Origin of the sequence: Rhodococcus sp. 05-2255-3B1, from assembly GCF_002258545.1 — a bacterium.
GTDB lineage: Bacteria > Actinomycetota > Actinomycetes > Mycobacteriales > Mycobacteriaceae > Rhodococcoides.
The window spans coordinates 132,430-159,354 of record NZ_NOZC01000036.1 but is presented as its reverse complement, the minus strand read 5'-3'; the positions used below and the strand labels follow the sequence as shown (position 1 = coordinate 159,354).

The following is a 26,925-nucleotide window of genomic DNA, read 5'->3' as shown; positions in this document are numbered from 1 at the left end:
CTCAATCGCGCGCACAGGCCGCCGCGGCTCGACACTCCCAACCGACCCGAGGGCTCCGAGTCGATCGACTCGACGTCGGCCTTCGTCGTCGTGACCGTGCCGCCGAAGGGCATCTGAATGCGCGCCGCAATCACCGGTGGGTCTCAGACGCCTCCGACCGGCCCCGGCTTCGAGAACGGGTTCCCGCTGTCGTCCGCTCAGCGTGGCATGTGGTTCGCTCAACAGCTGGCTCCTGACGTCCCGGTCTGTATCGCGCAATACGTCGACCTCCGCGGCGATCTTGACATCGCCGTTCTCCAGGACGCCTCGGCTCTCGCAGCACACGAATTTCAATCCGCCTACCTGAGACTGGCCGAGGTGGACGGCGAACCGGTCCAGATGGTCGATCACTCCATCGATCAGTCCGTGCACTACCTGGATCTGCGCGGCGAAGACGATCCCATGACCTCTGCGCTGGCCTGGATCGACGAGAACTACGTCCAACCTGTCGACATGGAACACGATCCACTCGTCGAGAGCTGGATCATTCAGGTCGAGGACGATCGCAACCTCTGGTACAGCAAGATTCATCACGTCGCACTCGACGGTTACGGTGCGATGACGCTCGTCAATCGAACCGCAGCCCTGTACACCGCGGCCGTCGAACACGTCGAGCCTGCCCCCAACAAGGCGGCCGAGCTTCGGCGGCTCTACGAGCTCGATCAGGAATACCGGACGTCGTCTCGCTTCGAGACGGACAAGGAGTACTGGGCCGCTCGCGCCGCGGACATCCACGACGGAGCCACCCTGTCCAATACTGCCGGGCGCACGATCGCCGCCAGTAAATTGCGCAGCGTCGCTCTCCCCGACGATGTCGTCACCGAGCTCGAAGCGTCCGACGCGACCAAGGGCGGAACCGCGGCCGCGGTGTTCATCGCCGCCTTCGGCTGCTACCTCTCGCGGATGACCGGGCGAGAGGACGTCTCGGTCAACATCCCGGTGTCCGCGCGCACCACCGCGCTGCTTCGCCGATCCGGTGGGATGCTCGTCAACGTCGCACCCATTCCGATCCATGTGCCCCAGGACGCGACCGTCGGCGAGCTGGTTCAGCAGGTCCAGCTCGAATTGATGGGGGCCCTGCGGCACCAGCGTTTCAGCATCGAGGACATCCGGCGTGAGCTGGCGGCTTCGGGCAGCGACAAGCAACTGTCCGGCCCGATGGTCAACATGATGCTGTTCCATCAGCAGATCGAACTCGGCTCGATCGTCGGCGAATTCAACATCGTGACCTCGGGTCCTGTCGAGGACCTTCTGGTCAACGTCTATCAGAGCGGTTCTCCGGCAAGGACGTTCGTCGATTTCAGGGCCAACCCCAACCGGTACGACGACGACGATCTCACCGCACACCATTCGAGTTTCGTCGACATGGTGCAATCCTTCATCGCGGCCGGACCCGATGTCGCCGTTGTCGACGTACATCCGGACAGCGCACGCGAAGGCCAACGTCGACGTCGCGCCGCAGCCCAGCTCGCCTACTGGACCGACCGGCTCGCCGATGCCCCCGATCTCCTCGATCTTCCGACCGACCGTTCGCGCCCCTCGCGCATCGGTCATGTTCGCGCATCCCACGAGGTGACCATCGGATCCGAATCGTGGTCCGCAGTGGCTCGGTTGGCCGCCGAACGTTCCACGACTCCGTTCGTAGTGCTCGAATCCGTTCTCGCCGTGTTGCTTTCGCGACTGGCCAACACCGACGACGTGTCGATCGCCGTGCCTGCGAGTGACGGCAACACCGTGGTGCTGCGGTCCCGACCCGACGTTCGGCACTCGTTCGCCGATTTCGTCGATGCGTCCGGAACCGACTTCGATGCTGCGATGGCGCACGGGGAGACGTCGTTCGAGGACGTCGTCACGGCCCTCGGTCTGCCGAGCTCGGAGTCGTACAGCCCCCTTGCTCAGGTTGCGCTCCGGTTCGGTCCGTCCGCGCTGCCGCGTGACGGGGTTGGCATGGACCTGGTAGTCACCGTCGACGAGTCCGACGATGTCGCGGTCGTTTTCGACTACGCCACAGAACTGTTCGAAGCCGCGAGCATGGCTCAGCTCGCCCGCCGCCTCGTACGCGTGCTCGACGCTGTGATCGGCGAGCCGGATCTGAGGATCGGCGATGTGGACCTGCTGTCCACCGCCGAACGCGCTCGCCTGGCTCCGGTTCGTGGGCCGCGGTCTGTGGCGGGTGTGGTGTTGCCGGAGTTGTTGGCTGGTGCTGTGGGTGTTGCTGGTGTCGGTGGTGTTGCGGTGGTGTCGGGGTCGCGGTCTGTTTCGTATGGTGAGTTGGATGCGGCGTCGTCGCGGTTGGCGCGGATGTTGATGTCGTGTGGGGTGGGTCCGGGGTCGTTCGTGGCGTTGGCGTTGTCGCGGTCGGTGGAGTCCGTGGTGGCGGTGTGGGCGGTGGCGAAGGCCGGTGGTGCGTTCTTGCCGGTGGATCCGAAGTATCCGGTGGATCGGATCGAGCACATGTTGGTCGATTCGGGTGCTGTGGTGGGTGTGACGTTGGGTGCCGATGTGGGTGTGTTGTCGGGTGTGGGTGGGGTGTCGTGGGTGGTGCTCGATGATGCCGATGTGGTGGCGGATCTGGCGTTTCGGTCGTCTGCTCCGGTGTTGGATGCCGAGCGTTCGGGTGTGTTGCGGCTCGATGATGCGGCGTATCTGATCTATACGTCGGGTTCGACGGGTGTGCCCAAGGGTGTGGTGGTCACTCATCGTGGTGTGGGGAACTTGGCTGCCGAGGAGCGGGTTCGGTTCGGTGTGGGTCCGTCGTCGCGGGTGTTGGCGTTTGCGTCGCCGAGTTTCGATGCCTCGATTCTCGAGTTCGTGTTGGCGTTCTCGGGTGGGGCGACGATGGTGATTGCTCCGCCGTTGGTGTTCGGTGGGGTGGAGTTGGCGTCGTTGTTGGCGCAGGAGCGGGTCTCTCATGCGTTCGTCACGCCTGCGGCGTTGGCGTCGGTGGATCCGGTGGGGTTGGAGTCGGTCGAGGTGGTGGTGACCGGTGGTGATGTGTGTGCGCCGGAGTTGGTGGCGCGGTGGGCGCCGGGTCGGCGGATGTTCAATGCGTACGGTCCGACGGAGGCGACGATTTTCTCGTCGATCTCGTCGGCGTTGGTGGTGGGGGAGTCGGTCGATATCGGTTCGCCGACGATCGGTTTCGCGGAGGTGGTGTTGGATTCGCGGTTGAATCCGGTGCCGGTGGGTGTGGTGGGTGAGTTGTATCTGGCGGGTCCGGCGTTGGCTCGTGGGTATCACGCGCGGTTGGGTTTGACGGCGGAGCGGTTCGTGGCCAATCCGTTCGGTGGTGCGGGTTCGCGGATGTATCGCACCGGTGATGTGGTGCGGTGGAATGCTTCGGGTGCGTTGGAGTATGTGGGGCGTAGCGATTTCCAGGTGAAGGTGCGTGGTTTCCGGATCGAGTTGGGTGAGATCGATTCGGTGTTGGCTGCGGTGCCGGGTGTCGATTTCGTGGTCACCATCGGTCGTGAGAGTGCTGCTGGGGCAACGGTGTTGGTGTCGTATGTGTTGCCGGTGGCCGGTGCCGGGGTCGAGGCGGATGCGTTGCGCGAGCATGCCGGTTCGGTGTTGCCTGCGCATATGGTGCCCTCGGCGTTCGTGATGCTCGAGTCCATTCCTCTCACTCCCGCAGGCAAACTGGACCGAAACGCACTCCCCGAACCCGAACTCGGTTCGCAGGGTGCATTCGAGGCCGCGGAAACGGAGTACGAGGCCGCAGTGGCGACCGTGTTCCGCGACGTTCTCGAGGTCGACCGGGTCGGCGTGACCGACAGCTTCTTCGATCTCGGCGGAAACTCCCTCGTGGCAACGCGTCTGATCGCTCGGGTCAATTCGGCTCTCGGAACCGATCTCAAGGTGCTGGACCTCTTCGAGGCGCCGACCGTGAGGACCCTGTCCGAACGCGCCGAGGCCAAGGGCGCATCGCTGCATCGCCGTCCGGCGCTCGTCGCCGTGGACCGGCCCGATTCGATCCCACTGTCTCTCGCACAGCAGCGGATGTGGTTCATCAACCAGTTCGATGTGTCCTCGCCCGCGTACAACATCCCGCTCACCGTGCGACTGACCGGTCGACTGGACGTCGATGCGATGGCTGCGGCCGTCGGCGACGTTCTGTCCCGGCACGAGTCGCTGCGCACCGTGTTCCCGACCGTGGGCGATCTGCCGAACCAGGTCATCACACCGGTCGAGGACGTCACCGGATCGACGCTGCCCCTCGATGTGGTCGACGTCGACGCCGGCTCGGTCGATGCGCTCGTCCGTGCTGCCGCGACAACAGGATTCGACGTCACGGTCGATCTTCCCTTCCGTGCGGTGCTGTACAGGACCGGTTCGGAAGATTTCGTACTCTCCATCGTCGTCCACCACATTGCGGCGGACGGTGCGTCGATGGCACCGCTGGCCCGAGACGTGATGGTCGCCTACGGTGCCCGATCCGCCGGTTCGGCTCCGGTGTGGGAGCCACTCGCCGTCCAGTACGCGGATTTCGCGTTGTGGCAGCACGCCGTTCTCGGCGACGAGAGCGATTCCACCTCGGTGGCGTCGCGGCAGATCGAATTCTGGCAGTCGGCTCTGGCGGATCTGCCGGACGTATTGCCGATGCCGCTCGATCGTCCGCGTCCCATCCGGCAGTCGATGCGCGGCAGCGTCACCCCGTTCACGATTCCGGCCGACGTCGCCGCACGATTGAGTTCGGTTGCTGCCGAACATGACTCGACCCTGTTCATGGTTGTTCATTCGGCGCTTGCACTCCTGCTCGCGCGGCTGAGCGGAACTCAGGACATCGCTGTCGGTACGCCGATCGCCGGTCGAGGCGACGCGGCCCTGGACGACCTGGTCGGCATGTTCGTCGGTACCCTCGTTCTGCGAACACAGGTCGAGCCGCAAGCAACCTTCACCGATCTGCTCGCCGACACTCGTCGCTCCGACCTCGCCGCCTTCGACAACACCGACATCCCGTTCGAGCGTCTGGTCGACGTACTCGATCCGGTGCGGTCGACCGACCACTCGCCGCTGTTCCAGGTTCTGCTCGAGTTCCAGAACAATGCAGCCGTCACGTTGGAGCTGCCCGATCTCACCGTTCGGTTCGAGGAGATCGGCACCGACACGGCAAAATTCGATCTACAGCTGCGTGTGGATCAGGAGCCTGTCGACCCGTCCGGTGCACTGTCGGCGTCGTTCACCTACGCCACGGATCTGTTCGATCCCGAAACCATCGACCGGTTCGTCGATCGCTTCCTGCGGATCGTGTCGACCATCGGAACGTCGACGGACGTACGCACCGCAGACATCGACATTCTGTCCGCCGCGGAGCGGGAACTCGTCCTGTTCGAGTGGAACGACACCGCACGTCTGATCGAACCTCCGGTCCACCAGCAGATTCCGGCCGGCGGCGCCGACATGACGCTCAGCAGTCTGTTCGACCGACAGGTACAGCGCAGTCCGTACTCGACAGCGCTCGTGTTCGAGGACGAACACATCACCTATCTCGAACTGGACGAACGCGCGAATCAGCTCGCGCGTCATCTCATCTCGCTCGGCGTGACCCCCGAATCCCATGTCGGCCTGGCGATTCGCCGGTCGATCGATCTGCTCGTCGGCATGTACGCGATCATCAAGGCCGGTGGTGCCTATGTACCGATCGACCCGGACCATCCCGTCGAGCGGTCGTCCTACGTCCTCTCCAGCGCCCAGCCCGTGTGCATCCTCACCACCAGTCGCGACTGGATCAACATCCCGGTCGCAACTCCGGTCCTGGCCGTCGATCTGCTCGACGTCTCCGATCGCGACCACTCCACGGTCACCGACTCGGACCGACTGGGAAGACTGCACGGCTCGAACACCGCATACGTCATCTACACCTCCGGCTCGACCGGTCGGCCCAAGGGTGTCGCAGTCACGCACTCGGCCATCGTGAACCGGTTGCTGTGGATGCAGCACGAATATCACCTCGAGCCTGCGGACACCGTTCTGCAGAAGACTCCGGCGACGTTCGACGTCTCGGTGTGGGAGTTCTTCTGGCCCCTACAGGTCGGTGCCAAGCTCGTCGTGGCCGAACCCGACGGACACCGCGATCCCGTGTATCTGTCCCGCATCATCGCGCAGGAGCACATCACCACGGCGCACTTCGTGCCGTCGATGCTCGCGGTGTTCGCAGCAGGTGCACGGGCTGCGGAATGTGTCTCGCTCCGACTGGTCTTCTGCAGCGGCGAGGCGCTTCCACCTGCCACCGCGGCTCAGTTCGCGCAGTTCTCACTCGCGGAACTGCACAACCTCTACGGTCCGACCGAGGCGGCAGTCGACGTCAGCTACTACCACGTGACCGGGCGCGAGTCCGTCTCGATTCCCATCGGCGCACCGGTGTGGAACACGCGTTTGTACGTGCTCGACGCGTCGTTGCGACCGGCTCCGATCGGTGCTCCCGGCGAGCTGTATCTCGCCGGTGTACAACTCGCTCGCGGGTACGTCGGCCGAGGCGACCTGACAGCGGATCGCTTCGTCGCGGATCCGTTCGGCGAGCCGGGCGAGAGGCTCTATCGCACAGGTGATCTGGTGCGCTGGCGCGCCGACGGCGAGCTCGAGTACATCGGCCGCACGGACTTTCAGGTCAAGCTGCGAGGGCTCCGGATCGAACTGCCCGAGATCGAAGCGGTTCTCCTTCGATCCGAATCGGTCGCACAGGCGATCGCACTGGTGCACAAGGACCCGAACACCGGTGAGACCCTCGTGGCCTACGTGGTCGGTGCGCCCGGCCACGCCGTCGATCCTGCGCATCTGACCGCAGAGGCCGCGCGCCGTCTCCCGGGGTACATGGTGCCCTCACACGTGGTGGTACTCGACTCGCTGCCGGTCAACGCCAGCGGCAAGCTCGACCGGAAGGCATTGCCTGCGCCCGAATTCACTGTCGCTGCATCGGAATTCTTCGGGCCCGAGAACCCGGTCGAGGAGATCGTCGCCGGAGTCTTCGGCGATCTGCTCGGTATGGCCCAGGTCAGTGTCACGTCGAGCTTCTTCGAAATCGGCGGCAACTCGCTGATCGCGATGCGGTTGGTCGCGCGAATCAATGCGGCACTCGGAACCGATATCGGTATCAGGGATCTGTTCGACGCCCCCACCGTGCGAGCGCTGTCGGCAGGCATCGAACTCGGTGAGCACGACGCTGCAGCCGCCCCTCGGCTGGTCCCGCAGGAGCGACCGGATGCAGTGCCCCTGTCGCTGGCCCAGCAGCGGATGTGGTTCATCAATCAGTACGACACCGAATCGGCTGCCTACAACGTCGCGTTCGCCATGCGCCTGAGCGGCGCGCTCGATGTCGATGCGATGCACTCGGCCATCGCCGACGTGCTCGGTCGACACGAGTCGCTGCGCACGATGTTCCCGCTGACCGACGACGCTCCGGTGCAGTCGATCCTCGACGTGGAATCTGCACTGCCGGATCTGACTCCGATCCTCGCGAACGACGAGCGCCACGTCATGGAGTTGATCGCCGACGTCGCAGGCTCGGGCTTCGACGTCGTGGCCGATGTTCCGCTGCGAGTTCGACTGGTTCGGGTCAGCGAGAACGAGCATGTGCTCGTGATGGTGGTGCACCACATCTCCTCCGACGGGTTCTCGAGCGCCCCGCTGGCCCGCGACCTGATGGTGTCCTACAGTGCCCGCGCCGCGGGGCATGCACCCAGCCAGGAACCGTTGCCGGTGCAGTATGCCGATTACGCACTGTGGCAGCGCCGGTTCCTCGGCGCGGAGTCCGATCCCGAGTCGTTGATGGCCAAGCAGCTCGCCTACTGGGTCGAGACACTGTCCGGCAGCCCCGAGGTTCTGACGCTGCCGACCGACCGACCGCGTCCCGCGGTGGCTTCCCTGCGCGGCGACAGCGTGACGTTCGAGATCGACGCCTCGGTTCATGCCCGCCTCGCTACTGTTGCCGCCGAACACAATTCGAGCTCGTTCATGATCGTGCACGCGGCTCTTGCCGTACTGCTGGCCCGACTCTCGGGTACCGAGGACATCTCGGTCGGAACGCCGATCTCGGGCCGAGGAGACGCCGCACTCGACGAACTCGTCGGCATGTTCGTCAACACCCTCGTTCTGCGCACTCAGGTTCCCGGCTCGATGCGGTTCGAGGACCTGCTCTCGGACGTTCGCTCCGTGGACCTGGCCGCGTTCACGCATTCGGATGTCCCGTTCGAACGGGTGGTGGACGCGGTCGATCCCGCGAGGTCGACTGCCCATGCGCCGTTGTTCCAGGTGATGCTCGAGTTCCAGCAGACCGACCGACCGACCGTGACGTTGCCCGGACTGTCGATCGAGAGCATCGAGCTACCCAACGACATTTCCAACTTCGATCTGCAGTTGACGATCTCGGAGGAATTCGACGCGTCCGGCGCACCGGTCGGCATCGAAGCCGGATTCCGTTACGCCACAGAACTGTTCGACGCGGATACCGTCCGAGTTCTCGCCGATCGCCTGGTACGAATCCTCGACGCCGTGACCGCCGTGCCGTCCATCCGAGTCGGTGACATCGAGATCTTGTCTGCCAACGAGTACGACTCGCTGGCTCCGGTTCGGGGGCCGCGGTCTGTGGCGGGTGTGGTGTTGCCGGAGTTGTTGGCTGGTGCTGTGGGTGTTGCTGGTGTCGGTGGTGTTGCGGTGGTGTCGGGGTCGCGGTCTGTTTCGTATGGTGAGTTGGATGCGGCGTCGTCGCGGTTGGCGCGGATGTTGATGTCGTGTGGGGTGGGTCCGGGGTCGTTCGTGGCGTTGGCGTTGTCGCGGTCGGTGGAGTCCGTGGTGGCGGTGTGGGCGGTGGCGAAGGCCGGTGGTGCGTTCTTGCCGGTGGATCCGAAGTATCCGGTGGATCGGATCGAGCACATGTTGGTCGATTCGGGTGCTGTGGTGGGTGTGACGTTGGGTGCCGATGTGGGTGTGTTGTCGGGTGTGGGTGGGGTGTCGTGGGTGGTGCTCGATGATGCCGATGTGGTGGCGGATCTGGCGTTTCGGTCGTCTGCTCCGGTGTTGGATGCCGAGCGTTCGGGTGTGTTGCGGCTCGATGATGCGGCGTATCTGATCTATACGTCGGGTTCGACGGGTGTGCCCAAGGGTGTGGTGGTCACTCATCGTGGTGTGGGGAACTTGGCTGCCGAGGAGCGGGTTCGGTTCGGTGTGGGTCCGTCGTCGCGGGTGTTGGCGTTTGCGTCGCCGAGTTTCGATGCCTCGATTCTCGAGTTCGTGTTGGCGTTCTCGGGTGGGGCGACGATGGTGATTGCTCCGCCGTTGGTGTTCGGTGGGGTGGAGTTGGCGTCGTTGTTGGCGCAGGAGCGGGTCTCTCATGCGTTCGTCACGCCTGCGGCGTTGGCGTCGGTGGATCCGGTGGGGTTGGAGTCGGTCGAGGTGGTGGTGACCGGTGGTGATGTGTGTGCGCCGGAGTTGGTGGCGCGGTGGGCGCCGGGTCGGCGGATGTTCAATGCGTACGGTCCGACGGAGGCGACGATTTTCTCGTCGATCTCGTCGGCGTTGGTGGTGGGGGAGTCGGTCGATATCGGTTCGCCGACGATCGGTTTCGCGGAGGTGGTGTTGGATTCGCGGTTGAATCCGGTGCCGGTGGGTGTGGTGGGTGAGTTGTATCTGGCGGGTCCGGCGTTGGCTCGTGGGTATCACGCGCGGTTGGGTTTGACGGCGGAGCGGTTCGTGGCCAATCCGTTCGGTGGTGCGGGTTCGCGGATGTATCGCACCGGTGATGTGGTGCGGTGGAATGCTTCGGGTGCGTTGGAGTATGTGGGGCGTAGCGATTTCCAGGTGAAGGTGCGTGGTTTCCGGATCGAGTTGGGTGAGATCGATTCGGTGTTGGCTGCGGTGCCGGGTGTCGATTTCGTGGTCACCATCGGTCGTGAGAGTGCTGCTGGGGCAACGGTGTTGGTGTCGTATGTGTTGCCGGTGGCCGGTGCCGGGGTCGAGGCGGATGCGTTGCGCGAGCATGCCGGTTCGGTGTTGCCTGCGCATATGGTGCCCTCGGCGTTCGTGATGCTCGAGTCCATTCCTCTCACTCCCGCAGGCAAACTGGACCGAAACGCACTCCCTGAACCGGACTGGTCCGCTCAGGTCACGGCCGGTCGCGATGCGGACAACGCGGTCGAGAAGACGTTGGCCGGATTGTTCGCCGAGGTTCTTCGACTGGACCGCGTCGGCGTCGACGATTCGTTCTTCGCTCTCGGCGGCGACAGCATCATGTCGATTCAGCTGGTCTCGCGTGCCAAGGCAGCCGGATTGTCCCTGTCGCCACGAGATGTGTTCGAGCACAAGACCGTTGCGGCACTGGCCGAGGTGGTCGCGTCCGGAGACGGCACTGCACCTCTCGTACTGGAGGAATTGCCAGGTGGCGGTGTCGGTGACGTACCGCTGACTCCGATCGTCGCCTGGATGCTCGATCGGACGGCTGTCCTCGACAAGCACACGCAGACGGCGGTTCTCACCCTCCCGGTCGATATCGAGCTGGATGTGCTCGAGGCAACCGTGCAAACGGTCCTCGATCACCACGACATGCTCCGCGGCGTTCTGCACCGGGGTGAGCACCCCACGATGGAGGTGCTTCCCGCCGGATCGATCGCGGCGAACTCGGTCGTGCACCGCGTGGCGTCGACGACCGTTCGGGGAGAAGGGTTCTCGAAGCAGGCAACGGCCGAGGCAGAAGCAGCAGTCGGCCGGTTGGCACCCGATTCCGGTGTGATGATCCAGATGGTGTGGTTCGACGCCGGCCCCGAGGGGAGCCGTCTGCTCGTCGTCGCCCACCACTTGGTCATCGACGGCGTGTCCTGGCGAATCCTGGTTCCGGACCTCGCGTCGGCATGGGCCCAGATCATCGGCGGGAACACTCCTGAGCTGGCTCCGGTCGGCACTTCCATGCGTCGGTGGTCGCACGGGTTGCGTGAGGTCACCGCCACCCGCGGTGACGAGCTGGCGATCTGGCGCGACGTTCTGGCACAACCGGATCCGCTCATCGGATCACGCGCGCTCGATCGCGAGATCGACGTGTACAGGACGGTGGACAAGATCGAGATGACGTTGTCCACCGACGTCACCGAGGGGCTACTGACAGCACTGCCCGATGCGTTCCACGGCAGCGTCAACGACGGTCTGCTCGCCGCACTCGCGCTCGCCACGGCGGTGTGGCGACGTGGTCGGGGAGTGACCGTGGACGACGCTCTCATCTCGCTGGAGGGTCACGGCCGCGAGGACCACGTGGTACCCGGTGCCGATCTGGGCCGGACCATCGGTTGGTTCACCACGATCTACCCGCTCAGGCTCACCCTCGCCGGTCTGGACCTGGACGACGCACTCGCCGGCGGTGCCGACGCAGCACGACTGATCAAAACGGTCAAGGAGCAGTTGCTGGCGGTCCCCGATCACGGCATCGGTTACGGCATGCTCCGCTACCTGGACGAGGACGGCGCCGCTGCTCTGCGCGACTTCCCGGCTCCCCAGGTCAGTTTCAACTATCTCGGGCGCTACAGCACCGACGTTCCGGACGAGCTGCGTGGACACGGCTGGCTGCCGGTCGACGACTCCGGTGTCGGCGATTCGCAGGACGCCGATCTACCGGTAGCAGCAGTGCTCGACATCAATGCCGTCACCACCGCGACGCCGACCGGCCCGCGCCTCGAGGCGACGTTCGCTTTCCCCACCGGGGTGCTCGCCGCCGCCGAGGTCACCGAACTGGCGGAGTTGTGGCGTCAGGCCCTCACCGCGCTGACACAGCTCGCCCAGCGACCGGGGGCCGGTGGCTTCACGCCGTCCGACCTCGATCTGGTGCGGCTCGATCAGAGTTCCATCGACCACCTCGAACGGGTCTATCCCACGCTGGACGACATCTGGTCCATGACGCCCCTGCAGGCCGGATTGCTGTTCCACGCCGAGCTGTCGGATCAGTCCGTCGACGCCTACATCGTCCAACTCGTGTTGGAGCTGCGCGGAAGCGTCGACGAGGCACGGTTCCGACGTGCTGCCCGAGCGCTCCTGCGTAGACACGCGAACCTGCGGACTGCCTTCGTTCACAACGACGACGGCGAGTCCATACAGATCGTTCACCACGACGTGGACGCTCCCTGGTCGTCGATCGACCTGACCGGACTGGACGCCGACGATCGAGCCGTCGAGCTCGATCGCATCGAACACGACGATCGCGCCACCAGATTCAACATGGCGCAGGCACCTCTGTTGCGCTTCATGCTGATCACGGTGGCGCCCGGCGAGTGGCGTCTGGTGATGACCAACCACCACATCCTGCTCGACGGTTGGTCCACACCGTTGCTGCTCAAGGACCTGCTGACGCTCTACGTGGTCGACGGCGACGAAACCGTGCTCCCGCGGGTTCCCGCCTATCGCGACTACCTGTCATGGCTGGCGAAGCGTGACCGTTCGTCGGCACTGGCCGCGTGGACCGACGCGCTCGCAGGCTTGTCCGAGCCGACCCTGTTGACGCCGGTCGAGAGCCGACGCCAGGAGTCGACGTTGGCAGGTCGGTCGCTGGTCTCGCTCGATGTGGAGCAGACGGACCGGCTGCGCAGCGTCGCTCGTGTACGTGGCGTGACGATGAACTCCATGGTGCAGGCGTCGTGGGCCCTCGTGCTCGGCACTCTGACCGGACGCTCCGACGTCGTGTTCGGTGCCACCGTGTCCGGACGCCCGCCGGAGGTCTCCGACATCGAGGCCATGGTCGGTCTGTTCATCAACACTCTGCCGGTGCGGATCGTGCTCGATCCGTCGGAGACACTCGGCGAGTACCTCGAGCGGGTGCAGGCCGAACAGGCCGCTCTGCTCGATCACCACTACCTCGGCCTCACCGACATCCAGCGTGCGGTGGGACCGGCCGTCGCCTTCGACACCCTGACGGTGTTCGAGTCCTACCCGATGGACCGCGCGGGATTGTCGGCCGAGACCGACCTCGCCGGAATGCAGGTGCACGACGTGCACGACGGCAGCGACACAGCGCAGTATCCGCTGACCTTGGTCGCCATGGTCGACGACCGGCTGCACATCGAAGCGAAGTACTTGCCGGAGTTGTTCGAGCACAGCGTCGTCGAGGCGACGGTCGACAGGATCGTGCGGGTCCTCGACGCCATTGCCACCGACACCGGTCGACTCGTGGGGTCCCTGTCGTTGCTGTCCGACGACGAACTGGTCCGGTTGGCACCGGTCCAGGGGCCGGCTGCCGAAGCAGTTCGACTGCTCCCGGACATCCTCACCGCCGCTGCTGCGGGCAACCTGCACGGCACCGCTCTGTGGAATGACGGGCGCACGGTCGACTACGCCGGGCTCGACGCGCAGTCCTCGGCTCTCGCCCGAACGCTGATCGCTCGCGGTGCCGGTCCGGAGACCGTTGTCGCACTGGCTCTGCCACGTTCCATCGAATCGGTACTCGGAATCTGGGCGATCGCGAAGACCGGCGCGGCATTCCTGCCGATCGATCCGAACTACCCGCGCGATCGCGTCGAGCACATGCTCGTCGACTCGAACGCCTCGCTCGGCCTGACCGTGTCCGCGCACACATCAGCCGTCGAGGGTCTGGGATCCGCCCGGTGGACCGTTCTCGATCACGACGACACGAGCGCCGACATCGCCGGTCACTCGACCGCGCCGGTTCTCGACGGCGACCGAATCCGCCCGATTCACATCGATCAGGTCGCGTACCTGATCTACACCTCCGGCTCGACCGGTGTGCCCAAGGGCGTCACCGTCACTCACCGGGGGTTGGCGAACCTGGCGGAGGAGGAGCGCACTCGTTTCGAGGTGACCCCGGACGCTCGGGTTCTGGCGTTCGCGTCTCCGAGCTTCGATGCCTCGATTCTCGAACTGCTGATGGTGCTCTCCGGTGCCGCGACGATGGTCATCGCGCCGACGTCGGTCTACGGTGGAGCCGAGTTGGCTCAGCTGCTCGCTGCGCAGCAGGTGACGCATGCGTTCGTCACCCCAGCCGCGCTTGCATCGGTGGATCCGGACGGCCTGACGGAGCTGCGAGTCGTCGCGACCGGTGGCGACGTCTGTCCTCCGGAACTCGTCGCCCGCTGGGCACCGGGCCGCCGGATGTTCAACGCGTACGGTCCGACCGAAGCGACCATCTTCTCGTCCGTCAGCGATCAGCTGCATATCGATTCGACGATCGAGATCGGTTCGCCGACAATCGGGTTCAGCGAGGTCGTCCTCGACTCGCGACTGCACCCGGTACCCGTCGGTGTTGCGGGTGAGCTCTATCTCGCCGGTCCGGCGCTCGCCCGGGGTTATCACTGCCGATTCGGCCTGACGGCCGAGCGTTTCGTGGCGAATCCCTTCGGCGAGCCGGGTGCGCGGATGTACCGCACCGGCGATGTCGTCCGGTGGACCGAGTCGGGAACGCTCGAATACGTCGGGCGCAGCGACTTCCAGGTCAAGGTGCGCGGTTTCCGCATCGAACTGGGCGAGATCGACGCCGTCCTGACCGATGATCCTTCCGTCGAGTTCGCGACCACCGTCGGTGTCGACGGTCCGGCCGGTAACACCATTCTCGTCGCCTACGTCCTTCCGCGGTCCGGCGAGCAGATCGATGCGGCGTCTCTGCGCAGTCATGTGTCGAATTCGCTACCGACCCACATGATCCCGACGGCCTTCGTCGCCCTGGAATCGATTCCGCTGACACCGGCCGGCAAGCTGGACCGCAACGCCCTGCCCGCACCCGATCTTCATCTCGGGGACGATTCGCGTGCACCGCGCAACGACACCGAGCAGGTCATTGCCGACATCTTCGGCGAGGTACTGGGGATCGACGGCGGTGTCGGAATCGATTCGAGCTTCTTCGACCTCGGTGGGGACTCGCTCAGCGCCACCAGACTCACCGCTCGGGTCAATGCCGCCCTGGACACCACGATCAGCGTGCGTGCACTGTTCGAGGCTCCCACTGTCGAGTCGCTTGCGGTGCGCGTACACAGCGATCCGACCGGCACCGAGCGCCGTCCCGCACTCGTGGCCAAGCCGCGACCTGATTCGATTCCGTTGTCGCTCGCGCAGCAACGGATGTGGTTCATCAACCAATTCGACGTCGACTCTGCGGCCTACAACATCCCGCTTGCGGTCCGGCTGACGGGTCGACTCGACATCGACGCGATGAGTGCGGCGGTCGGGGACGTTCTCGAACGGCACGAGTCGCTGCGCACGGTGTTCCCGAGCCACGGTGAGCGCCCCGAGCAGAAGATCCTCGATGCGCAGACGGTGAGAACCGATCTCGCCGTCGTCGATCTGGCCGCCGACGAGATCGTGTCGGCCATCTCTGCCTCTGCCGCAACAGGTTTCGATGTCACGACCGATCTACCGTTCCGCGCGGTGCTGTATCGGGTTGCAGCGGACGAATTCGTGCTGTCGATCGTTGTGCACCACATCGCCGCCGACGGTGCCTCCATGGCACCCTTGGCGCGAGATGTCATGGTCGCCTACGGTTCTCGCGTAGCGACCGGCGCTCCGATGTGGGCACCACTCGACGTTCAGTACGCGGACTTCGCGATCTGGCAACGCACCGTCCTCGGCGACGAGGCCGATCCCGCGTCCCTCGCCGCGCAGCAGTTGGATTTCTGGAAGACCGCTCTCGCGGATCTTCCCGACGTACTGCCGTTGCCGCTCGATCACCCGCGGCCCACTCGGCAGTCCATGCGCGGCAACAGTGTTCGGTTCGAGATCGACCGAGCAACCCATTCGGCACTGGTCGAGTCGGCGCGCACCAACGAGGCGACCGTCTTCATGGCCGTGCACGCGGCATGGTCGATTCTGATGGCACGCATCAGCGGCACCGAGGACATCGCCGTCGGAACGCCGATCGCCGGTCGAGGCGAGGCCGCGCTCGACGATCTGATCGGCATGTTCGTCGGCACGCTGGTTCTGCGTACCCAGGTGACACCGGGGCTCTCGTTCAACGATCTGCTCCGTGCCACCCGCACAGCAGATCTGGCGGCGTTCGACAACACCGATGTTCCGTTCGAGCGACTGGTCGACGTTCTCGATCCCGCGCGTTCGACGGACCGTTCGCCGCTGTTCCAGGTGCTGGTCGAATTCCAGAACAACACCTCGGCCGCGCTCGAACTACCGGAGCTCACGGTCGAGGCCGTCGACATCGACGCGCACGTCGCGAAGTTCGATCTGCAGCTGACCGTCGCCGAGCAGTACGACGAGTCCGGTGCGCCGGCCGGGATGACCGCCGCGATCACCTACGCGGTCGATCTGTTCGAGGAATCGTCCGTCCAGGAGTTCTCGGCACGATTCGGTGCTGTGCTCGCCTCGGTGACAACCGATCCCGAGCGCGCAGTCGGCGACATCGACCTCTTGCTCCCGGGTGAGCTCGATGCCATGACGGGTGAGTGGAACCACGCAGGTCTCGCGGCATCCGACGCGACATTGGCCGATCGATTCGCCACCGCAGCAGCGCGATACCCCGACTCGCGTGCGGTCGTCTTCGGCGATCACACGCTGACTTACGCCGAGTTGGACGACCGGTCGAGCCGACTCGCGCGGCTTCTGGTCCAGCGCGGTGTGACATCGGAATCGCTCGTGGCGGTCGCGATGCCGCGCAACGAGCAGCTGATCGTCGCTCTGCTCGCGGTGATCAAGTCCGGTGCAGGCTACCTTCCGATCGACGTGTCCTACCCAGCGGATCGGCTCGCGTTCATGCTCGAGGACGCCTCGCCCGTCTGTGTGATCTCCACGGTTGCCGACAGTGCGGCAGTGCCCGCCTCGGATCTCGATGTCCTCGAGATCGATTCGCCCGAGCTGATCGCCGAACTGGACGTCATGTCGGGTGCCCCGCTGACCGATGCGGACCGCTCGGGTGGCACCAGCGCGGATTCGATCGCGTACGTCATCTACACCTCGGGCAGTACCGGTCGCCCCAAGGGCGTGCAGATCGCGCACCGCAACGTGGCGACGCTGTTCGCGAACACAGCCGATCTCTTCGATTTCGACGATCGCGACGTCTGGACGATGTTCCACTCGTATGCGTTCGACTTCTCGGTATGGGAGCTGTGGGGACCGCTGCTGCACGGCGGAACACTCGTCGTCGTCGACTACTACACCGCGCGCTCCCCGGAGCTGTTCCGCGAGTTGCTGGTACGCGAGAAGGTCACGGTTCTCAACCAGACACCGACGGCGTTCTACCAGTTCGCGGAAGCGGATCGAGTTGCGACCGGAAACCTCGCCGGAACCGCGGACTCCGATCTGTCGCTGCGGTACGTGATCTTCGGCGGAGAAGCACTCGATCTCGGTCAGTTGGCTCGCTGGTACGCCCGGCACGACGAATCCGCTCCGACTCTGGTCAACATGTACGGCATTACCGAGACGACCGTCCACGTGAGTCACCTGGCCCTGACAGAACAGTTCGCCGCCTCGGCCTCGGCCAGCGTCATCGGTCAGGCGATTCCCGCGCTGCACGTCGCGGTTCTCGACACCCGTCTCAATCCGGTGCCGCCGGGTGTCACCGGTGAAATGTACGTCTCGGGGGCACAGCTCTCTCGCGGTTACCTCGGCCGGGCCGGGCTGTCGGCCACCCGTTTCGTCGCCGATCCGTCCGGAGACCCCGGTGCCCGGATGTACCGCACCGGCGACACCGCGCGATGGAATCGCGACGGTGCACTGGAATACCTGGGCCGCAGTGACATGCAGGTGCAGTTGCACGGCTTCCGCATCGAGCTCGGCGAGATCGAGAGTGCTCTGCTGGCGTACGACGGTGTCGCGGCCTCCGTGGTCTCGGTCCGTGACGACGGATCCGGTGATCGCCTGATCGGATATGTCGTCGCCGAGGCGGGTCGAACCCTCGACCACTCCGCCGTTCTGGATTTCGTCGGGCACTCGCTGACGTCCTACATGGTTCCGGCTGCGCTGATAGTGCTGGACGAGCTGCCGCTCACTGCCAACGGAAAGCTCGATCGCCGTGCACTGCCGGCTCCGGACTTCTCGGCCAACGTGACCGAAAGCCGTTTGCCTGCAACCGAAGTCGAGTCGATCCTTGCCGGATTGTTCGCCGACGTGCTCGGCCTCGACACCGTCGGCGTCGACGACTCGTTCTTCGCGCTCGGCGGCGACAGCATCATGTCCATCCAGCTGGTCTCACGTGCCAAGGCGGCCGGTCTGGTCCTGGCTCCGCGCGACATCTTCGAGCGCAAGACCGTTGCGGCGCTGGCCGAGGTCGTCGTTCTCGGGGGCGACGCCGTCGTGCTGGAAGAGCTCGACGGTGGGGGAGTCGGCTCGCTGCCTCTGACACCCGTCGTTCGCTGGATGCTGGACCGCAGCACCGACTTCGGCCGCTACACCCAGACCGCCCTGCTTCAGCTTCCGGTCGGCATCGAGACCGAGACGCTCGAGCGCACCGTCCAGGCGGTGCTCGATCGTCACGACATGCTCCGGTCGAGGCTGTACCAGGATGCCGACGGCATCTGGCACGAGGAGGTATCTCCGATCGGCACCGTGTCCGCCGCGTCGGTCATCCATGCGGTCTCGGTCGATTCCGTGGACGGTGCCGCATTCTCTTCCCGCGCCGCAACGGAACTCGACGCCGCAGCAGATCGACTGATCCCAGCCGACGGCGTCATGGTTCAGATGGTGTGGTTCCAGGGCCCGAACGGGTCCGGCCGACTGCTCGTCGTCGCGCATCACCTCGTGATCGACGGCGTGTCCTGGCGCATCCTCGTGCCGGATCTCGCAACGGCATGGAGTCAGATCATCGCCGGCGACGCGCCTGCGCTGGCACCGATCGGCACATCGATGCGGCGGTGGTCCACCGGTTTGGCCGAGGTCACGGCGAGCCGCGCCGACGAGATCGGGCTGTGGCAGCGCATTCTGAGCGGTGCCGATCCGACGATCGGTTCGCGACCACTCGACAAGCGCATCGACGTCGACGCCACCGTGCAGCGCATCCGCACATCACTTCCCGTCGAGGTGACCGAGCGCTTGCTGACCACGGTGCCGAACGTCTTCCGTGGCAGCGTCAACGACGGCCTCCTGGCCGGCTTGGCGTTGGCACTGACCGCGTGGCGTCGTGAACGGGGAGCCGCTGTCAGCAGCGCCCTGATCACGCTCGAAGGCCACGGCCGTGAAGACGCCGTGGTTCCCGGAGCCGATCTCGGCAGAACCGTCGGCTGGTTCACCACGATCTTCCCCGTGCGACTCGACCTCGGTTCGGTGGACGTCGCCGACGCGTTGTCGGGTGGCGACTCCGCCGGTGCGCTGATCAAGGCGGTCAAGGAACAGCTGCTCGAGATCCCGGATCACGGAATCGGCTACGGCATGTTGCGGTACCTCGATTCGGCTGGAACCGAGGCGCTTTCCGGTTTCGCCGCGCCTCAGGTCAGTTTCAACTACCTCGGACGATTCTCGACCGGCTCCACCGAAGGCATGGCCGACGTTGGTTGGATTCCCGTCGCCGATGCCGAGCTCGGCGACGCGCAGAATCCGGACATGCCCGTGCCGGCTGCGCTGGACATCAACGCCGTCACCACCTCGACGCCCGACGGTCCGCAGCTCGACGCCACCTTCGCGTTCCCGGCGGGCATCCTCGATTCCGACGAGGTCGATCGGTTGATCGAACTGTGGACGCAGGCGCTGACCGCGATCACCGAGCACGCCTCGGTGCAGGGTGCGGGAGGCTTGACCCCGTCCGACCTCGAGCTGGTGGACATCGATCAGCGCTCCATCGAGGTGCTCGAGCAGCAGTTCCCCGACCTCGACGACGTGTGGTCGCTGTCGCCGCTGCAGGCCGGCTTGCTGTTCCACGCGCGCCTCGCCGGCGAGGTCGGCAGTGACACTGCGGGCGTCGACGCCTACATGGTGCAGCTCGGCCTCGAGCTGCGTGGCGTCGTCGATGCCGAGCGGATGCACTCCGCCGTGAACAAGCTCGTCTCTCGCCATCCGAACTTACGAGCAGCGTTCGTGCACAACAGCGCCGGCGAATCCCTGCAGATCGTGCAGAATTCGGTGACGGTTCCCTGGGCCGAGGTCGATCTACGCGGTGAGGCCGACGTCGACTCCGCGCTCGAGGCCGTGCTCGCCGCCGATCGCGGTGTGCGGTTCGAGATGGACTCGGCACCGCTGCTTCGATTCACGCTGATTACCCTCGCCGACGATCACTGGCGACTGTTGCTGACCAACCACCACATCCTGCTCGACGGTTGGTCGACGCCTCTGGTCGTCAAGGAACTGATCACGCTCTACGTCACCGAGTCCGACGATTCGATGCTGCCGCGTGTGCCCGCATACCGGGACTACCTCGCGTGGATGCGGCAACGCGACGTCGCCATCTCCACGGCGCAGTGGGTCAGTGCGATGGCGGGTGTCGAGGAGCCGACACTGCTGGTCACCGGTGATCGGGGCCGACAGTTGTCCACCGTCTCGAGCGAGACGGAAAGGTCGTTGTCGATCGAGACCACAGCGGCACTGCGCGATTTCGCAGCGCGCCGCGGTTCGACTCTGAACACCCTCGTTCAGACCGCGTGGGGCATCGTGCTCGCCACTCTGACCGGACGCGAAGACGTCGTCTTCGGTGCCACGGTGTCGGGTCGGCCGCCCGAGGTCCCTGGCATCGAAGGCATGATCGGGCTGTTCATCAACACACTGCCCGTTCGGGTCACGCTCGATCGGGCCGAGACTCTGGGTGCTCTGGTCGATCGCGTGCAGGCCGAACAGGCAGCACTGCTCGACCACCACTACCTCGGTCTGACCGACATCCAGCGCGCAGCCGGTGCCGGCGTCGCATTCGACACGCTCACCGTGTTCGAGTCGTACCCGGTCGATCGCGCCGGAGCTTCTGCGGCAACGGATTTCGCCGGCATGCAGGTGACCGACATCCTCGGAACCGATGCCGCGCACTACCCGCTCACCCTGGTGTCGTCGGTGGACGAGCGCTTGAACCTCAAGGCCAAGTACCTGCCCGAACTGTTCGAGATCGAGGACGTGCACGCGATCGTCGATCGAGTCGAGCGGGTACTCGATGCGGTACTGGCCGACGAGCAGCAGCCGCTGGCTCGGCTCAGTCTGCTCGCCGATGCCGAACTCGGTTCGCTGGCACCGGTATTCGGACTCGAAGGCCGATCGACTCGGTTGCTGCCGGAGATCTTCTCCGACGCAGCTGCCGTCGACCCGGATGCCGTCGCGGTGCGCAGCGTCGACGGCGAGCTGACGTACCGCGAGCTGGATCGACAGTCGAACCGTCTCGCCCGCATCCTGCTCGGTCACGGTGTTCGTACCGAGACGTTCGTGGCGCTCGGAATCGCACGATCCATCGAGTCCGTGCTGACCGTCTGGGCCGTCGCCAAGTCCGGTGCCGCGTTCGTGCCGGTCGATCCGAACTACCCGGCCGATCGCATCGAGCACATGCTGGCCGACTCCGGAGCGTCTTTCGGTGTCACCACCCGCAGTCACCTCGACGATCTGCCGTCGACCGTGCCGTGGATCGTTCTGGACGACCTCGCCACCGATGGCCCGAACGCGGTGAGCGACGAGCCCATCGCCGACGACGAACGCCACGGTCGCGTCACCCTCTCGAGTGCCGCGTACACCATCTACACGTCGGGTTCGACGGGTGTTCCGAAGGGGGTCGTGGTCACCCACTCCGGCCTCGACAACTTCGCTACCGAGCAACGCGAGCGCTATCGAGTCACGAAGGACTCACGCACACTCCATGTTTCGTCGCCCAGCTTCGATGCGTCCGTGCTCGAGTACCTGCTCGCGTTCGGCGTCGGAGCCACGATGGTGATCGTTCCGCCCACCGTGTACGGCGGAGCCGAGCTGGCATCGTTGCTGTCCGAGGAATCGGTCACTCACGGCTTCATCACCCCGTCCGCCCTCGCCTCTGTCGATCCTTCGGGGCTCGACACGTTCGCCGACGTGGTCGTCGGCGGCGAGGCGGTCCCGGCCGAGTTGGTCACCAAGTGGGCTCCGGGCCGCAACCTGTTCAACGGGTACGGACCGACCGAGGCCACGATCATGTCCAACATCAGTGCACCGATGGTGGCAGGCGAGCCGGTCTCGATCGGCGGACCGGTACGGGGTGTGTACGAGGTGGTTCTGGACTCGCGACTGCAGCCGGTTCCCATCGGGGTTGTGGGTGAGCTGTATCTCGCGGGCGTCGGATTGGCCCGCGGCTACCACGATCGGATGGGGTTGACGGCCGAACGATTCGTCGCCGATCCGTTCGGCGCTCCCGGTGCGCGCATGTACCGCACCGGAGACGTGGTGCGCTGGTCGCCGGATCTGACCATCGAGTACGTCGGTCGCAGCGACTCCCAGGTCAAGGTCCGTGGCTTCCGCATCGAACTCGGTGAGATCGACGCAGCGCTCTCTGCTCATCCGGCGGTCGACTTCGCGGCGACATTCGGAACTCCCGGGCCGACCGGTGCCACCGTTCTCGTGGCCTACGTTCGCCTGACAGGGGACGACCCGGCCGAGACGGTCGATACCTTCGACACGGCCGTTCTGCGCGATCATCTCGCCGCCGCGCTGCCGTCGCACATGGTTCCGAGCGCCATCGTCGTGCTTGAGTCGATTCCGCTCACACCGGTGGGCAAGCTCGACCGCGCAGCACTTCCGGTACCGGAGTTCGGCACGGCCACGTCGTACCGCGAGCCGAGCACGCCTGCCGAGCTGACGGTCGCGGCGGTCTTCGCCGAGATCCTCGAGGTGGGTCGAGTCGGTGCGGACGACGGCTTCTTCGAGCTCGGTGGCGACTCTCTCAGCGCAACGCGAGTGATCGCTCGCGTCAATGCCGAATTCGGTACATCGATCGGGGTCCGCACGATCTTCGAGACCCCGACGGTGTCGGGTCTGGCGAGCGCAGTCGGCTCGGCCGACCCACGTACGCAGCGGCCGGCCCTCGTTGCGGCGACGCGTCCGGAGCACATTCCGCTCTCGCTCGCTCAGCAGCGGATGTGGTTCATCAACCAGTTCGACACCTCGTCGGCGGCGTACAACGTGCCGTTGGTCGTCAAACTGACCGGACGGCTCGACACCGCTGCGCTGGCCGACGCGGTGGTCGATGTTCTGGGGCGCCACGAGTCCCTGCGCACGACCTTCCCCGACGGCCCCGAGTTCCCGGTGCAGCTCGTGCACCCGGCTGCGGAGGTCGCGCCCGCGGTCGAATCCGAACGGATCGATGCCGCTGTTCTCACCGATCGCGTGGCTCTGTTGGCCGGTCGAGGATTCGACGTGACCACCGAGATCCCGGTGCACGTCGAGCTGTTCGAGGTGCTCGACGCCGACAACGACGCGTCGGAGGATCCCGTCTTCGTACTCGCCATGGTGGTGCACCACATCGCCGCCGACGGCGCGTCGATGGCACCTCTCGCTCGCGACGTCGTGCTCGCCTACTCGGCGCGCAGTGCCGGTCACGCACCGAGCTGGCAGCCGCTGCCCGTCCAGTACGCCGACTACACGATCTGGCAGCGTTCGCTGCTGGGTGACGAGCGGGACGCGTCGAGTGTGGCTGCGGCACAGCTCGAGCACTGGTCCACCGCGCTTGCGGGTCTTCCCGATCTGTTGCCGTTGCCGACGGACCGACCGAGGCCGACCACTCAGGACTTCCGCGGCGGCCGAGTCCGGTTCACCGTCGATGCCGACATCCATCGCGCCCTCGTCGCCATCACGCGCGAACAGAACGTCAGCATGTTCATGGTTCTGCACGCCGCGTTCGCGGTCGTTCTGGCACGCCTGAGCGGCACCGACGACATCGCGATCACCACCCCTGTGGCCGGGCGCGGTGACGCGGCGCTCGACGACCTCGTGGGCATGTTCGTCAACACGCTCGTGCTGCGCAGCCGAGTGGACGAGTCCGCGACGTTCGACGATCTGCTGAACCAGGTCAAGACACACGACCTCGACGCATTCGATCACACCGAAATGCCCTTCGAGAGAATCGTCGAGGTTCTCAATCCCACGCGTTCGACGGCTTACGCTCCGCTGTCACAGGTCGCGCTGTCGTTCCAGAACAACGAGAAGGCCTCGCTGGAGCTGCCGAACCTACGCGTCGAAGGCTTCGACTTCGACGTTCCGGTGGCCAAGCAGGATCTGCAATTGCTGCTGTCCGAGACCTTCGACGACCAGGGGCGTCCGTCCGGCTTCGAGGCTGCATTCGACTACGCCACATCGCTGTTCGACGCGTCCAGCGTCGAGGCCATCGCGGCGCGACTGATCCGAGTTCTCGCTGCCGTCGGACGCGACCGACACACGGTGGTCGGAGACATCGAGCTTCTGGGTGGCGACGAGCAGCGCGCGTTGGTGCCTGCACGAGGAAACGCCGACGCGGCAGTTCGGACGTGGCCGGAGTTGCTCGCGGCGGCGGTCGCGCTCGATCCGTACGCAGTGGCCGTGACCTACCGAGGCATCAGCCTGTCCTACGCCGATCTCGACAGCTGGTCCAACCGGATCGCTCGGATGCTGATCGACTACGGGGTCGGTCCCGAAACGTTCGTCGCGTTGGCGCTGCCTCGATCGATCGAGTCGGTGCTGTCGGTGTGGGCTGTGGCGAAGACCGGTGCCGCGTTCCTGCCTGTCGATCCGAACTACCCGGCGGACCGAATTGCGCACATGCTCGAAGATTCCCATGCCGCAATGGGTCTGACCGACATCGACAACAGGGCTTCGCTGCCCGACACGGTCCCGTGGCTGGTTCTGGACGATCCGGAGACCTCCGCGGAACTCTCTCGCTACCCGGCGGACGCGGTGACCGATGCCGATCGCACGGCCACCCTGCACATCGACCACCCGGCCTACCTGATCTACACCTCGGGCTCGACCGGTCGGCCGAAGGGCGTTGCGGTACGGCACCGTGGCCTGGCCAACCTCCAGGCCGAGGTGATCGAGCGATTCCGCCCCACTCGGGATTCGCGTGTTTCGCACATCGCGTCGCCGAGTTTCGACGCATCGATCTACGAGCTGACGATGGCGTTCGGCGTCGGTGCCACCGTCGTCATCGTGCCGCCGGGAGTCTTCGGCGGCGGCGACTTGGCCGACCTGCTCGAATCCGAACACGTCACGCATGCGTTCCTGACGCCGGCGGCGCTGTCGTCGATCGACGAGACACGTCTGGGCACCGTTCGGGTCCTCGCGGTCGGCGGCGAGGCCTGCACTCCCGAGTTGGTGGCGAAATGGGCACCGGGCCGAACGATGTTCAACGGCTACGGTCCGACCGAAACCACCATTCAGGCAAGTGTCGGTGGACCTTTGGTGCCCGGTGGCACAGTGGATGTCGGCAAGCCGGGAACCGGATTCCGGTTCCTGGTGCTCGACGCACGACTCCGACCGGTCCCGGCCGGAGTGTCGGGCGAGCTCTACATCGCCGGTCCAGGCACCGCCCGCGGATACCTCGGTCGTTTCGGACTGACATCCGAGCGTTTCGTCGCCGATCCCTTCGGCACTCCGGGCGATCGGATGTATCGAACGGGCGACGTCGTGCGCTGGGGCAGTGCCGGGGCCGTCGAGTTCGTCGGGCGCAGTGACTTCCAGGTCAAGGTGCGCGGTTTCCGTATCGAACTCGGTGAGATCGACTCCGCTCTCACCGAGCACGAACAGGTCGGATTCGCCGCCACGATCGGTCACACGGCTGCGTCCGGTGACACCGTCCTCGTGTCCTACGTTCTCGCGGCCGACGGCGAATCGGTCGACACCGAGGCACTTCGCGATCGCGTGGCCAAAGTGCTCCCGCGGCACATGGTTCCGTCGGCGATCATCGAGCTCGACGACATTCCGCTCACTCCGGTGGGCAAGCTCGATCGACGGGCGCTGCCGGTTCCCGAGCTGACCGTGTCGACAACTCCGTACCGGGCACCGGGCACCGATGTCGAAGCCGCGATCGCCGACGCGTTCGCTCAGGTTCTCGGGGTCGAACGGGTCGGCATGGACGACAACTTCTTCGAGTTGGGCGGAACGTCGCTGGTGGCCACGAAGATCGTGCCTGCCATCGAGAACGCCATCGGGGTTCGGGTGCCGCTGCAGGCACTGTTCGTCGATCCGACGCCGGCAGGGTTGGCCGCGCGGGTCGCCGCGGATGCCGACGCGGGGGGCGCCGACCTCGATTCTGTGTTCGGAGTCGTGATTCCGCTGCGCGGCAGCGGGTCCAAGGCCCCGTTGTTCTGTGTCCACCCGGGAATCGGATTGTCATGGGGATACGCCGGTCTCGTCTCACACCTGAGCGACGACCGTCCCGTGTACGGCCTGCAGCTGCCGAGCATCGTGGAAGGGTCGAGCTTCGGATCCATTCGCGATCTCGCCCACCGGTACGCCGACGAGATCCGCGCCGTCCAGCCGGTCGGTCCGTACCACCTTCTGGGGTGGTCGCTCGGCGGCTCACTGGCTCATGCGATAGCGGTGGAACTGCGCAGCACCGGCAGCGACGTCGCCACCCTTGCTCTCCTCGACAGCTACGTGGACGGACACGACGGCGAACAGGCCGAGGGAGCGTTGAGCGTCGAGAATCTGCTCGCCGGATTGGGGCTCGACCTGTCGGCTCAGGCGTCGACAGAGCCACTGACCTACGAACGGGGGGTCGAACTGCTCGACGAGTCGTTGGGTCAGACGACCGGCGTCTCCGCCGATCACCTCCGTCGTATCAATGCGGGATTCGAGAACTCGACTCGAATGATGGCCGAGTTCATCCCGGACGTCTTCGACGGAGATGTTTTGTTCTTCTCGGCAACGAAGGGCGCGAGCGATGGAATTGTTCGATCCCCGCAGGAATGGCGGCCGTATGTCACAGGAGATATCGTCATCCACGATGTCGACGTTTTCCACAACGAGATGACCAATGCGGACGCTGCCAACGTGATCGGGCCTGTCGTCGATTCTCATCTCGGAAATACACCCGAATAACGATTGGTGTGTTCTTCACGTCGAAGAGCACAT

At 65.4% G+C, this 26,925-nt stretch carries 1 protein-coding gene; it reads left to right on the top strand.

Going from position 1 to position 26,925, the window contains the following annotated elements; genetic code table 11:
- Positions 1-117: 117 nt before the first annotated feature.
- Complete coding sequence (locus CH249_RS21560) at positions 118-26,892, top strand: non-ribosomal peptide synthetase (RefSeq protein ID WP_094682770.1); 26,775 nt, start codon at positions 118-120, stop codon at positions 26,890-26,892.
- The last annotated feature ends 33 nt before the right edge of the window (positions 26,893-26,925 follow it).

What these genes read in the sequence shown, in the direction of transcription:
- CH249_RS21560 (WP_094682770.1), top strand. Translation starts at nt 118, where the DNA reads ATGCGCGCCGCAATCACCGGTGGGTCTCAGACGCCTCCGACCGGCCCC.